This window comes from Gluconobacter sp. Gdi (genome assembly GCF_014132155.1).
In the GTDB taxonomy this organism is placed as follows: Bacteria; Pseudomonadota; Alphaproteobacteria; order Acetobacterales; family Acetobacteraceae; genus Gluconobacter.
This window is the reverse complement of record NZ_BLJQ01000006.1, coordinates 33,680-46,114: the sequence shown is the minus strand read 5'-3', so window position 1 is coordinate 46,114 and position 12,435 is coordinate 33,680. Positions and strand designations below refer to the sequence as shown.

Below are 12,435 nucleotides of genomic sequence, written 5' to 3'. Positions count from 1 at the left end.
CATGGGGAATAGCGTGATGGGTGTACGGTACTGGTTCGGAGCTGTTGCTCTGGGATTATCACTCGGTCTTGCGGGTTGTGCAGATGATGAGCCAGCGCAGACATTCCCTCCCGCAGACTACAGCTATTTGTCGCAGTTGCACCTGAATGTGGCGACAATCAACATTCAGGATGAAGCTGTTCCATCCCCAGGTTCCCTGAGTTCGAAAGCCCCTACGCCCCCCGATCAGGCCCTGAAACAAATGGCTAACCAACGACTGGTGGCCAGTGGACAGCAGGGTCAGGCAGCATTCATCATTAAACAGGCCTACATTTCTTCAGAGGGCGAGAATGCGATCTCAGGCGCCCTGGATGTGCAGCTGAATATTGCCGATGCGGGAAATCTGCATACGGGATATATCCATGCACGGATCAGCCGAAAGCTCGACACCGGCACCAAAAGCGCTACATCCCGCGCCTCTCTTTATGCCCTGACTAATCAGATGATGCAGGACATGAATGTTGAGCTTGAGTTTCAGGTCCGCAAAAAGCTCATGAGCTGGATGACGGATGCAGTAGGGAATCCATTGATTGATGGCGGCGTGAAGCAACAGGCTCTTGATGGATCAGGCAGCCCCACACCGGCGACGCCTGCAAAGCCTGTCCCACAGGATGTTCCGGCCGTAGTCACAAGCACGCCAAGCGTTGCCGCCCCTGTTCAGCCAAGCGTTCCAGATGCCATTTTCCCCACGGGCGCAGGTGACGACAGCGCGGCTTCGGCAACTACGGCACCAAAGCAGAAGTCTCCTCCTGCAGGTGTTCTGCAACTTCCATCCAATGTAAAAGCCAGCGACTCAGCCGGGTAAATAGCGCTCATCGCTAAATGATGATCGAAAGTTCTCTGGCGTTATGACCTCCACCCATCCTATGGGGGTCTGACATCTTTCATTCCGGATATGTTTGTTTTCCGAATATGACCTTCCCCTTATGCTGGAGAACAGTGTGCCTTCGACGGAACCGACCGTGACCCGCCCTCTTCGCCGCAGTTTTGTCAAAGGCCTGCTTGGGTCCACATCATTTTGGATGGTTGGCGGCCATGCCCACTGGGCCGAGGCTCTGGCCGAAGAATCGAAACAATCCTACCACCCTTCCTTCTTCACATCTGACGAGTACCGCCTCCTAGAATCCGCTACGGAACGGCTTTTTCCGCAGGACCAGCATGGACCAGGTGCGCGCGCATTGGGCGTTGCAGAGTTTATAGATCGTCAGATGGAAACACCCTACGCACAGGGAGACAACTGGTACATGTCAGCCCCTTTCGTGCAGGGACCAGCTAATCTCGGCTATCAGCTCCCGTTTGTACCGCGCGATTTGTATCGCAAAGGCCTTCAGGGACTGGAAGCCTATACCCGCCAGCAACATGGAAAATCCTTCCCGGATCTTCCAGTCGCAGAGCAGGAGGCCATCCTGACGGCACTGGAAGGCGGCTCTTTGTCATTGGGCGATGTTCCAGGCCGGGTTTTCTTCGAGCAACTTCGGACCAATACTCTTGAGGGTGTTTTCTCTGATCCCCTTTATGGGGGTAACAAAGGGCTAGGCGGGTGGCTGATGCTGGGCTTCCCGGGGGCCCGGGCCGATTTCATGGACTGGGTCAATCAGGATGGCGCCGCCTATCCGTTTGGCCCTGTTTCCATCTCAGGCGAAACGGCCTGAGGGGCTTAAATCATGACAAAAAAACACGTAGACGCAATCGTGGTCGGAGCTGGCTGGGCTGGTGCGATCATGGCGAAAGAACTGACCGAGGCCGGACTGTCCGTCATCATGCTAGAACGCGGCTCTGAGCGTACGACGCCCGTAGAAGGCGCTTACCCGGAGTCCATCGATGAACTTCGCGGGGCAATTCGCAAACGCCTCTTCCAGAACCTTTCCCAGACAACAGTCACGGTCCGCAATACTATTGATCAAACTGCACTGCCCTATCGTCAGTTAGCAGCATTCCTGCCGGGCGAAGGTGTTGGGGGAGCGGGGCTTCACTGGTCAGGCGTCCATTTTCGCGCTTCGCCAGAAGATCTCAGGCTTCGTAGTTCCGTAGTAGAGCGTTACGGCGAGAAGTTCATTCCTGAGGACATGAACCTTCAGGATTACGGCGTGACCTACGCAGAGCTGGAACCTTTTTTCGACAAGGCCGAAAAGGTTTTCGGAACATCTGGCGAAGCCTACCGGGTCAACGGCAAAATTGTCGGAAACGGTAATATCTTTGATGGAGACCGGTCGGATAATTTCCCGCTCCCGGCCATGAAAGACACCTTCACAGCCTCTACCTTTCGGGACGCGGCTTCCCAGGTAGGCTATCATCCCTATTCCCTACCCGCAGCCAATGCATCCCGCCAGTATACGAACCCGTATGGCTGCCAGATGGGGCCCTGCAATTTTTGCGGGTATTGCAGCGGGTATGATTGCTACCTCTACTCAAAAGCATCCCCGAACGTAAACGTTCTGCCTGCTCTCCGGCAGGACCCTCGGTTCACTCTTATTTCTGATGCGCACGTTCTTCGTGTCGACTTGGACAGCACCAAGAGCAAGGCAACCGGTGTCACGTATCTGGAGACGAAAACGCAGAAAGAAGTGTCGCTCTCCGCTGATCTCGTCATTCTGAGTGCGTTTCAGTTTCATAACGTCCATCTGATGCTACTGTCGGGCATCGGAAAGCCGTATGATCCTGTTCAGAACACAGGCACGGTTGGGCGCAACTTCGTTTACCAGACAATTACATCGTCTCGCATCTGGCTACCGCCATCCAAATATGCCAACCAGTTCATTGGTGCAGGCGGCGTTGGTGTCGCATTTGATGACTTCAACAGCATGAATTTTGATCATGGCCCGCTTGGCTTCATCGGGGGGTCTCCGGTGTGGGTCAATCAGGCCGGAACGAAGCCCATTGCTGCAGCCATCGGGACAGGCGGCGGGGGCACACCACGATGGGGCTCAGCGTATAAAGGCGCTCTCATCGACAGTTATAAGCACTCCATCGGGGTCGATGCACATGGCAGCAACATGGCCTACCGGGATGTTTATCTAGACCTGGACCCGACCTGGAAAGATGCTTACGGCTTGCCACTGCTTCGCATGACCTTCACGTGGAAAGATAACGATATCCGCATGAACCAGTACGTTGTCAGCAAGATTGAACCGCTGGCAAAAGCCATAGGCGCCACGAAGACCAATCTCGTTCATCTCAACGCTGGCCAACCCTTTGACACGCGCCACTATCAGACTACTCATCTCGGCGGCGGCGCAGTTATGGGAACAGATCCCAAGACAAGCGCGCTCAACCGCTACCTTCAAAGCTGGGATGTTTCAAACGTGTTTGTCATCGGCTCCAATGCTTTTCCTCAAGGGATGGGATATAACCCCACAGGCACCGTTGCAGCATTGGCATATTGGGCGGCCTACCACATCCGTACAACCTATCTGAAATCTCCTGGTCCATTGGTGAAGGCATGAAATTTTTTCCTTTTCTGGCCTTTACCAGCAGCGTCCTGTTCTTCAGTTACGATGCCGCAGCTAATGATGAAAAATCTGCCCTGATCGAAGAAGGCCGTTATCTTGCCGCCGCTTCTGATTGCGCAGCCTGCCACTCAATTCATGGTAAACCGGAATATTCTGGAGGAGTATCGTTTTCTCTTCCGATCGGTACAGTTCATTCCACGAACATTACCCCCGACATGGAGCACGGGATCGGCAAATATTCAGAGGCCGAATTTGGAAAAGCCCTGCGAGAAGGTATCCGCCGAGATGGTGCAACGCTTTATCCCGCAATGCCCTATCCATCCTATGCCCGCCTGACAGATCATGACGTTCATGCGCTCTACACTTATTTCCATGAAGGTGTTGAGGCATCATCCGTCGCAACACCGGAAAATGGTATTCGCTGGCCATTTTCCATGCGGTGGCCTCTGACATTCTGGCGCTGGATGTTCTCCCCTGCCCCGGTCAAGGCTCAAGCCAAGACGCTTCAGACATTTACAGACCCACAGATAGCCCGCGGAGCTTATCTGGTGGAAGGTCCAGCACATTGTGGAGCCTGTCACTCACCACGTGGTCTTGCAATGCAGGAAAAAGCTCTTACAGCGGCTGATAGCGAAGCCTTTCTGTCAGGCGGAGTAGCCGTCGATGGGTGGGTCCCAACCTCTCTTCGTCAGGAAAACCGGACTGGCTTAGGTCGATGGAGCGAAGAGGACATCGTCGCGTTTCTCAAAACCGGACGAAACATGCAGGGAGAAAGTTTTGGTGCCATGACGTCTGCCATTGTCCATGGCACGCAACACCTTTCTTCCGCAGACCTTCTTGCCATGGCCAAATATCTGCGCACTCTTCAGCCTTACGACAAGACGCAGAAAAACTGGGTCTATGACCCCGCATCCACCAATGCTCTGCGGAAAGCCGATGTTTCCGCGCGAGGTGCCAAAGTCTATATCGATAATTGTGCAGCCTGCCATAGAACAGACGGCAAAGGATATCCTGCTGTCTTTCCGCCGCTTGCGGGTAACCCTGTTGTCATGGGAGAAAATCCGGCGTCACTCGTTCACATCATTCAGAGTGGGGCAACATTACCCAAGACTGCGACAGCCCCTTCTGCCTTTACGATGCCGGATTTCATGCATCGCCTAAGCGATCAACAGATCGCAGATGTCACAACATTTATCCGTCATGCATGGGGAAACAACGCTCCTGCTGTCAGCCCAGAAGACGTTGTAAATCTGAAAAAAGACATGCCGCCGCGCAATATGGTGGACGGCGAAATTTCATTGAACTGAGGCTACGTGACGAGGGGATCATCCAATTCATGTCCCCTCGTCTGCCTTAAGGCAGGAAACGATACATAACGCATCCGGAATAACCAGAGCCACCCGGTGATTTTGTTCCATCTGCAGATGTAGAGTAGGAGCCACCGCCGCCAGCGCCAAAATGGGTAGCGCTACGGCCGCCCTGGTTTCCACACCGACCACCGCCGCCCCAAGGACCGTTACCGCCGTAGCCTGCAAAAGTGCTTGAATTCGTTTGACCGTCCCCCCCCGAGGTTCCGATCTGATTCCAGACAGTTCCTCCTGACGCTACGCCTCCTTCGCCACCAGCAGAGCCCATCGTACTGTAAAAATAACCGCCCTGACCGCCGCCAGCCTGTAGCAGGGTTTGACCATTATAACTGACAAGAGAGGTACCACCCGTCTGCTCCGGTCCACCACCTGCACCCACTGTCACGTTCAGCGTGCTACCAGTTGTCAGATTAACGCCATAAATACCCGAAGCATCTCCGCCACTGCCGCCGCCACCGCCAGAAAATGATCCGTTTAGTGTCATTGAATTAGACGATGCGCCGCCACCGCCGCCGCCCACAACACGCAGTTCCACACGAGACGCCCACACTGGAATAGAAAGCGACGTATTGGTTGTGACAAGCTCCATGGGCTGCATAGCAGCGCGAAGCAACGTCTGTGTTGCCAATTCAGGAATAGTTGGCCAGAAAACCTTCCCTGCCTGAGGCTGCACACCTGCAAGAGACGTAACCCCCTGAGGCACATTCAGAGTATACAGCGCAACGACTGCCCCACCTTTAGGAGCCGTTGGGGTATCCGTCGAAACGACAAAAGAGAGGCCTGCCCGTCTCCGTGTTGGTAAAGCATTTCCATCATTATTTACGCCTGCCTGCGTCTGCGCGGGATTTGAGGCATTGAAAAACGGCAGGACGGTCTCGTCGACATCCTGTTCAGCGCAAAGAGCGAAAACAGTATAAGTCGCGCCTGTTCCTGGAACAGGCACCCTCACATCCTCATCAGTTGAATACTGGCATGTTGTAGGCGTTGCATCCGCCTCATAGCCCCCACCAGCGCCGCCCAAAAATGCAGCATCCATGGCACCGGATGTCGTGATGGAGCCTGCCCCGATTGTTACAGACAGATCTGAAAGAGAGGGTTTGCAGATCAAACCCGAAGCAGCTGTCACGTCGCGCCCGTAGAGCATGTCAGACAGGTGACCGAGCGCGGCCTTTCCATACCTTCCTACGCGCAGCAGATCCGTATCCATTGGAATTGATCCTGCGTATACAATTGCCCGATCCATTATTTGCTCACCTTGACCCAGCCTGTCACGCCGCTGGCTGCTGTTTTTTCGATTGCCTGATAAATTACGTGGGCATCAGCCGCATGCCCCAGCGCCGTTTCCACGAAGAACTGTCCGCCCTGTCGGCTACCGTATCGCAACCCTGCGCCCCCATATCCATATCCCCCACCTTCCGCCGGCATCGCGGATGATGCCAATGCATGGCAATCCGCTGCATTCAGGGGTTCAAAAATGGTGGGAGCGACACCTGTAACCGACAATAGAGCGTTGAAAACAGCCTCGCGGGTGTTTTTTTGTGCCACCAGTGATAACACAATGCGGGCGCGATAATCTCTGTCCTGCTCTGATGTGCGGCGCGCTAAACCGTCTGGTCCAAAATAATCAGCAGCCAGCATATCCAGAAAAGGGCCACTCATCGTCATCAGGCGCGTCTGCTGCTGACACTCCTCCAGCAATGTCCATATCCCAGCCAAAACGGCTGAAAATCCTCTCAGAACAGCGACAAGAACTGGGGCAGTTTCGTCCTCCAGATCCTGAGGAACAGCCGGGAACCAGCCAACAGGCAGGAGACTTCTCAATCTTGATGCAAAATCATCGATGGATCCGGGAATAACCCCCGTATCCAAAAGAATTTTTCCATCCGTCGCTCGAAGGACCGCTTTCTGGCTGTCGTACAATCTAGCCATACTTCAACCTCCAGTCTGTTCTGGAGTCATCAGCGGGATACGATAATCCGTTCCATTGACGCTGATATGCAAAAAGCCTCCCCCCACTGTGGCGGGAAGTGTGCCTGCCGCATTCGTTACCGGGGAAGAGATTTGCAACTGCCCTCCCTCTTCCGGAAACAAACCAAGGTTTGACGATCCGTTTTCGCCACTTTGCACATACAGACCAGCCGCCTGAGTGCCTGCCCCAGGTTGGACCTGCAAAGTGTTGTTGGGTGCCACAGCACTTGCGACTGAAAAGAGTGTCTGTCCTTCGATATTGCTGAACAGAATTCCATTATCGACAAAGTCCTGTCGTACGCCCTTCGAACGCTCTGTCACGGTAGAGCGGACAAATGCTCCAACATTCCCTCCCGAAACCCCACTAACGACTTCTGGTGTGTGCCACTCCAGAGCATGATTACGCGCAAGAGACAGGGCGGAGGCATATCCATTATCTGTCCCGTTGGTGCCGCTTAAAGCAGTTGCGCCGAAAACAATACCAACCTGCCAGGCGTTAGGGTTTGAAACAAAAACGACCCCTGCTGCTGCATCGGAAGTATCCGTGGTTTGACCGCCACCAGCACCGAGCTGAATGCCATAAACGCCGCCGCCGACATTGGGGGCATACGGCGTAGACTGACCAATAGCCAACCCACCAAAATTGACCGCTTCAAGTTCCATGACGAACGTCGGTTGATAATTCACACCAGCCAGACGCCACGCCTCTCCATAATAAGCATAGGCTGTGGTCGTCGTGGGTGCAGATGTGTCATCAGCGACACCCCAGGACGCAACACCAATTGTACTCGGTTGAAACCCCAAAGTGTCTGGTGCCGTTTTTGCATCAGATGTCCGGGACGCTGCGACAAAGGCACTGTTCCCAAATTGGGCCACCGAAGCGCATTGCGCATCCTGCAACGCCCACGGACCAATCGAGGTGGCGCCCATTGTCTGGGACAGCCACTCGTTTTTAGATGCTGCCTCCCGATCGCTCAGTCCCGGATTAGCTGCAGCATCCCCAATCAGAACGCGATCAGCAAAACGACTGATCCTTGCCCCTTTGTCCTGATAGAATGCCCCACTTGGCTGGGAAACTGCTGGAGCCCCTGCAAGCTGGGAAGCCGTTGCGGTAACGGTTTGATGGCCACTGGAATCTGCCAGCACCAGAACTTCATCGCCCGTCAACGTTTCAAGCCGCGGGTATGTATTGAAAACAGGCATAGCCTTCCTTCTGCCCCGATACCGTTGGCAGGGGGCCTGTCTGGTCAGTTCTGAAGAACGTTGATCTGAATTGTGCCGACTGTCAGAGCCTGCTCGCCATTCGCAGCAATATCGGCTTGTCCACCATTCAGGCGGACATCCAGAACGGAGGTAACCGTCACGCCTGCCCCGACATATGCCAGATACGAAAGGCGGCTATAGGCATAACCTGAACCGACACCCGTGCCTGCGATATCTTCGCTCAGAGCCTTCTCAATCGCACTTGCGGCTTGCTGAACCATCACCGACATTGGCACGACGACTGTCATGGTCACGTTAACCGCGAGCGTCTGGGGCGGTCTGACCGCAAAACCCACACCCAAGGCCCGAACAGCATCCACAGCCTCATAAACCTGGGTCAGAAGCACATCCGAAGGCGAGCCACTTCCGTCATTCACAACAACCGTAAAATACCCGGTCTGCACAGTTCCATCAGCAGCAACGCCATCTCGCAGCGAACTCGATAATCCTGTCTGAACACCAGCAACCGCATTCCCGACGGCTGCTCTAGACGCCGAAGCTTTTGCTGCCAGCCATAGAGGAAAGCGCGCACGAAGCTGCGCGTCTGTTTCCTGATCCGCACCGTTGAGAAAGGCGGCTGGGTTGGTAACGGTATCAATGCCGGAAATAGCTGTGCCCATCAGACAGAGCGCACCAACAGACACATTGCCACTTGACCCCGCAACCTGACATTGCACCGGAACCGATATGCTCTGCATATCCGTCTGCCGAACATACCCACCAGCAACTTCGGACCAGACAGGCAGATTACTTTCTTTAATCACTGAAAATGAGAGGCCAGAAACAGTGCGAACAATCGCTCCTGGTACAATGACTGCCGATTGCTGGGATGGCGAAAATGACATCATCGTCACCATCCCAGTAGATGCAGTTCCCGGCAAACGCGTCATTCCGAAATCTTCGACAAAACTATCGCAATCCTCAGCGGAGGAAGTTGCCAGACGTGTGCGAAGCAAGGTCTGTAAAACAAGATACTGCAGCCATAACCCTATGCCACCGACGCCTTCCATCAGTGCCCGGACGGGCGACCCAACGGAGACATCCAGAAGCTGCGCACAGGAAGACTGCGCCGTCGCCACGGCGGTAGAAACCGTCGTAGCAAACGAGCGAAGAGAAAGAGACATTACGTCCTCCGGAAGCGCAGAATATAGCTCCACGCTTCTTGTTTAGGCAGAAAAATCCAGTGTTTGCTGTTGTCTTGTGGCAGCATCGACATAGGAAATATGGCACAGACAAAGACCGTCAGCGCCAGCGCTCACAGTCACATCAACGGAATGACCGGGATCAACTCCCGGATCCTTTAAAACTTGCACCCGAATGGCAGCCTGCATGACGGACGGGATAATAACCTCCCCAACCATACTTTGCAGGCCCACCCCATATTCCGGCTGCCAGATATAATCACCAGGATTGGTCAACAAACGCCTTAAGAGCCGCTGACGTGTTTCTTCAGCTCCGGAAATGACGTGTAAGCCGCCTTTACCCAGAAGCAGATCTCCCCCACACAAATGACTGATGGAACTCATCCAACAGGTCTCCCTGTCATCTGGCTGCCCATCAAATGTATGTGCTGCGCCAACGAGTGCTGATCCGTTTGAATATCGCCACCGGAAACCATCAGGCCAGTTGCCGAAAATACAGCCGTTAAGCCGCCTACACTCAGCGAAATACCATTCTCTGCGATATGTAGCCGCGAGTTTCCTGCCCCTAAAATGACCCCGTCAGCACCAATCTGACACCAGCCTGCCTGAGAATTTACGTCACCAGTTTGGCTGGTCATTTCTTTTGGCGGAGCACCACATCCTGCCCTGATCAACATGGTTCCAGGTTGAATAGCCTGACCATCCAGGGGAGAAACGGGCGCGGTCACGACCGTATCAAACACAGCCCCAATAGCAATCAGATGCTCACCATCACCTTCAAGTGGTAACAGAGCAACGTGGGTCCCGGGTTCCGATGGACAGGATACACGCAGATTTCCGGCCTGCACGCCCGCCACATCCGGTATCCACCCCGTTTCCACATTATCGGGCTGAATACGAACCTTGATGGCATGGTTCACAGGGTCAACTGCTGACACAATTCCAAGAACAGCATGCGCACTTCTGTTTGCAAAAGCAGCAGCTACCATTCGCGTATCACTCATGCCCCACTTCCCCGGTTACGCAAAACCACATGCTGAATAAATCCATCATTCACGGAAAAACGGGAGACAACCTGATCCACACCCAGCGTCTGCTCCGTTGGTCCCAATGAAATCTTTATAAATTGCCGTGGTCGCAGCCCAATAATACCCGGCATTGAAATCCGGGCAGACATTGCGTGGGCAGAAATACGTTCATACTTCCCACGAGCCAGCCGTCGCAGATCTTCCAGACGACGGCCCGGCACACGAAAGCTATGAAGTGCCATCACCCCCGGTGGTGCATCCTGAAAGAATGTTTTGCCATCATAATAAACATGCGCGCTGCTCCGCTGTCGAGAATCCCAAGACGCCATATGCACCACAATGCCCGATAGCAATTGAAGATCTCGTGCAATATCTGTCTCAAATACGGCATTTCGAACATCAATAATTTCAGCCGTTTCTGCATTCACCCTAAACGGCTGGCAGACGAGCGTTTTTCCATCAGCATAAAGGTCGCACAATGCGTCCCTCGCAACTGTAAAGGCCAGATCTGCGGCCGTCTGAAAGCGATGGTGGGATAGTAGAGCCCCTCTTTTATGCTCTATTTGCCAGAACTGACCCATCATATGGTCAGAGCCATCATCAGGAAGAGCAATCCGGGTCTCAAGTGCCGCGCTTTTGGCAATATCCTGCAACAGATCAGAGCCCGTATGGTTCAACCAGGAATCCTGCACCCGAAGGTCTATAAGGGCAGCAAGAGCGTCCCGACACTCCATTTCGACCAGAGAATGCTCGTCAATACTCCGAACATGATCAACACGCCCTTGGAACAAAACAGTCCAGGGTCCTGAAGAAATTTTAAGGTCCCTGATTTCAACAGAAATCCATGGGCTTGAAAGTTCACCCTGTTCAAACCAGAACAATGCCTGTCTGATCGACTGTCTTTTTTTTGCGAACGTCAAAACTGCCGTATCGCAAGACTCATATCTGTTGGAGTCCAGTTCAAAACTTTTGAGCGCAAGATCCGGATTTTCTATCCCATCCCATAAAATTCGAACTTCAATCTGCCGTGCCGTCATCCTCCGGCCTCATCAGGAAGCCCAGATGAAAAAGTGAGGTCTTCCACCGGAATTTTCAGAGGCTGAACTGTTTCAATTCTGCTTAAATCTGGATCTGAAAGCCCATTACTCTGAGCAATTCTCCACCACTGGCAAGCATCACCCAGTTCACGCGCCGCAACATGAAAAAGCGAAATATCAGCAGCCGTTACAACAATATTTTTCATAATTCCTCACGCCTGCACCACCGGCAACTGCGTAGAAGCGCCTTGAGAGTCACTGATATAAGCCAGAGAACGATTCACCAGACCGCCAGTATCCGATGCCGCACTGTGCAAACCCGCGTTCCCGGCAACCACTCCCAGGGAAGACGTGTCCGCGATCGCTATATTTTCCAGATTTCTTCCCGTGCTATCCATGATGGACATCAATCCACTCCCTGCGGCCGTAAGCTGCTGGGATATGGCCGCCACGCTGGACGGAGTAGCCGCAAGATTAACACCATTCTGGCTCAAAACATTTGCCGTACCCAGTGCATCAATAACTCTGGCCGCGCTTCCACCCGTTCCCACTAAAGTGGCCAATGGCATAAGCTGCCCAACGATGGAATTAACTTGCCCAGTCCCTGTAAAAATACCTTCCGAAATCTGCGAAACCATATCTGAAATAGTGTTTATTCCCCTCCCGGTATCATTTCCGAGAATGCCTGAGAGTGACGTTTGATCTGTCGCTGAACCCTTGGCTTCTGCAGGCCTTTCCAACGTAAGTTCATATGAACAGACGGCCCCCTTCGCTTCATATGAATAAACAAAGCGAGCAATCCAAACATCACTTGCTATGCCTGCCGCGGAGAATGCTACAGGCTGGCCTGCAATGCGCATCCGCTCCACAGCCTGTGCCCGAGCCTGTGCATTCGGCCCTAAAAATCGTCCCCGTAATTCCAGTCGGCCAGGATCGTTTCCAAGCGTATCAACAACACGCCCACCTCCCGGCAGCCTGTGCACGACCATCATCTGATGGCCGCCAACCTCAAGTCGATCAGGAACTTCAATGCCGCTCAGAACAAGTGAACCAAGCGTAACTGGAGCAGATGCGCCTAAACGACCAATGGAACCAATGGCGTTTTCAATTGCAGAGAGCGTTACACCCATTGCAGCCCTCCT

14 protein-coding genes are annotated in these 12,435 nt (G+C 53.6%); 4 read left to right on the top strand and 10 right to left on the bottom strand.

The window, feature by feature from the left end:
* The first annotated feature begins 16 nt into the window (after positions 1 to 16).
* The 4 genes from JN414_RS11810 (at position 17) to JN414_RS11795 (ending at position 4,795) form a co-directional block, all read left to right on the top strand.
* Complete coding sequence (locus JN414_RS11810) at positions 17 to 844, top strand: hypothetical protein (RefSeq protein ID WP_202208063.1); 828 nt, start codon at positions 17 to 19, stop codon at positions 842 to 844.
* Between the two features lie 121 nt (positions 845 to 965).
* On the top strand, positions 966 to 1,691 hold the full coding sequence (locus JN414_RS11805; RefSeq protein ID WP_202208062.1) for a gluconate 2-dehydrogenase subunit 3 family protein: 726 nt from the start codon (positions 966 to 968) through the stop codon (positions 1,689 to 1,691).
* Between the two features lie 12 nt (positions 1,692 to 1,703).
* Positions 1,704 to 3,482: a GMC family oxidoreductase gene (locus JN414_RS11800; RefSeq protein WP_202208061.1), complete on the top strand. Its 1,779-nt coding sequence runs from the start codon at positions 1,704 to 1,706 to the stop codon at positions 3,480 to 3,482.
* Complete coding sequence (locus tag JN414_RS11795) at positions 3,479 to 4,795, top strand: cytochrome c (protein WP_202208060.1); 1,317 nt, start codon at positions 3,479 to 3,481, stop codon at positions 4,793 to 4,795. Before JN414_RS11800 ends, JN414_RS11795 begins: the two co-directional genes overlap by 4 nt.
* Before the next feature lie 46 nt (positions 4,796 to 4,841).
* Here JN414_RS11795 and JN414_RS11790 read toward each other — a convergent pair whose 3' ends face one another.
* The 10 genes from JN414_RS11790 to JN414_RS11750 form a co-directional block, all read right to left on the bottom strand.
* The gene (locus JN414_RS11790) at positions 4,842 to 6,062 is read right to left on the bottom strand and encodes a hypothetical protein (protein WP_237390026.1); all 1,221 of its coding nucleotides are present in this window, start codon (positions 6,060 to 6,062) and stop codon (positions 4,842 to 4,844) included.
* Positions 6,063 to 6,097: 35 nt separating this feature from the next.
* Positions 6,098 to 6,784, bottom strand: coding sequence for a hypothetical protein (locus JN414_RS11785; RefSeq protein WP_202208058.1), 687 nt, complete (start codon positions 6,782 to 6,784; stop codon positions 6,098 to 6,100).
* 3 nt (positions 6,785 to 6,787) lie between these two features.
* Positions 6,788 to 8,026, bottom strand: coding sequence for a hypothetical protein (locus JN414_RS11780; RefSeq protein WP_202208057.1), 1,239 nt, complete (start codon positions 8,024 to 8,026; stop codon positions 6,788 to 6,790).
* Between the two features lie 44 nt (positions 8,027 to 8,070).
* On the bottom strand, positions 8,071 to 9,210 hold the full coding sequence (locus JN414_RS11775; protein ID WP_202208056.1) for a baseplate J/gp47 family protein: 1,140 nt from the start codon (positions 9,208 to 9,210) through the stop codon (positions 8,071 to 8,073).
* Between the two features lie 42 nt (positions 9,211 to 9,252).
* Entirely contained in the window at positions 9,253 to 9,573 is a 321-nt protein-coding gene (locus tag JN414_RS16925; RefSeq protein ID WP_375781683.1) for a phage tail protein, read from the bottom strand.
* Positions 9,566 to 9,616 (bottom strand): VanZ family protein, encoded by a 51-nt coding sequence (locus JN414_RS17240; RefSeq protein ID WP_371822783.1) that lies wholly within the window; start codon positions 9,614 to 9,616, stop codon positions 9,566 to 9,568. The genes JN414_RS16925 and JN414_RS17240 overlap by 8 nt, the downstream gene beginning before the upstream one ends.
* Positions 9,609 to 10,232: a phage baseplate assembly protein V gene (locus JN414_RS11765; protein WP_202208055.1), complete on the bottom strand. Its 624-nt coding sequence runs from the start codon at positions 10,230 to 10,232 to the stop codon at positions 9,609 to 9,611. The genes JN414_RS17240 and JN414_RS11765 overlap by 8 nt, the downstream gene beginning before the upstream one ends.
* Positions 10,229 to 11,047 (bottom strand): hypothetical protein, encoded by an 819-nt coding sequence (locus tag JN414_RS11760; protein WP_237390024.1) that lies wholly within the window; start codon positions 11,045 to 11,047, stop codon positions 10,229 to 10,231. The genes JN414_RS11765 and JN414_RS11760 overlap by 4 nt, the downstream gene beginning before the upstream one ends.
* A 242-nt stretch (positions 11,048 to 11,289) precedes the next feature.
* On the bottom strand, positions 11,290 to 11,499 hold the full coding sequence (locus tag JN414_RS11755) for a hypothetical protein (RefSeq protein WP_202208053.1): 210 nt from the start codon (positions 11,497 to 11,499) through the stop codon (positions 11,290 to 11,292).
* A 6-nt stretch (positions 11,500 to 11,505) separates the two neighbouring features.
* Positions 11,506 to 12,423: a hypothetical protein gene (locus JN414_RS11750; RefSeq protein WP_202208052.1), complete on the bottom strand. Its 918-nt coding sequence runs from the start codon at positions 12,421 to 12,423 to the stop codon at positions 11,506 to 11,508.
* Between the last annotated feature and the right edge of the window lie 12 nt (positions 12,424 to 12,435).

Excerpts from the sequence above, each read along its gene's own strand:
- JN414_RS11810 (WP_202208063.1), top strand. The coding sequence starts at position 17 with ATGGGTGTACGGTACTGGTTCGGAGCTGTTGCTCTGGGATTATCACTC.
- JN414_RS11805 (WP_202208062.1), top strand. The coding sequence starts at position 966 with ATGCTGGAGAACAGTGTGCCTTCGACGGAACCGACCGTGACCCGCCCT.
- JN414_RS11800 (WP_202208061.1), top strand. The coding sequence starts at position 1,704 with ATGACAAAAAAACACGTAGACGCAATCGTGGTCGGAGCTGGCTGGGCT.
- JN414_RS11795 (WP_202208060.1), top strand. The coding sequence starts at position 3,479 with ATGAAATTTTTTCCTTTTCTGGCCTTTACCAGCAGCGTCCTGTTCTTC.
- JN414_RS11790 (WP_237390026.1), bottom strand. The coding sequence starts at position 6,062 with ATGGATACGGATCTGCTGCGCGTAGGAAGGTATGGAAAGGCCGCGCTC.
- JN414_RS11785 (WP_202208058.1), bottom strand. The coding sequence starts at position 6,784 with ATGGCTAGATTGTACGACAGCCAGAAAGCGGTCCTTCGAGCGACGGAT.
- JN414_RS11780 (WP_202208057.1), bottom strand. The coding sequence starts at position 8,026 with ATGCCTGTTTTCAATACATACCCGCGGCTTGAAACGTTGACGGGCGAT.
- JN414_RS11775 (WP_202208056.1), bottom strand. The coding sequence starts at position 9,210 with ATGTCTCTTTCTCTTCGCTCGTTTGCTACGACGGTTTCTACCGCCGTG.
- JN414_RS11765 (WP_202208055.1), bottom strand. The coding sequence starts at position 10,232 with ATGAGTGATACGCGAATGGTAGCTGCTGCTTTTGCAAACAGAAGTGCG.
- JN414_RS11755 (WP_202208053.1), bottom strand. The coding sequence starts at position 11,499 with ATGAAAAATATTGTTGTAACGGCTGCTGATATTTCGCTTTTTCATGTT.
- JN414_RS11750 (WP_202208052.1), bottom strand. The coding sequence starts at position 12,423 with ATGGGTGTAACGCTCTCTGCAATTGAAAACGCCATTGGTTCCATTGGT.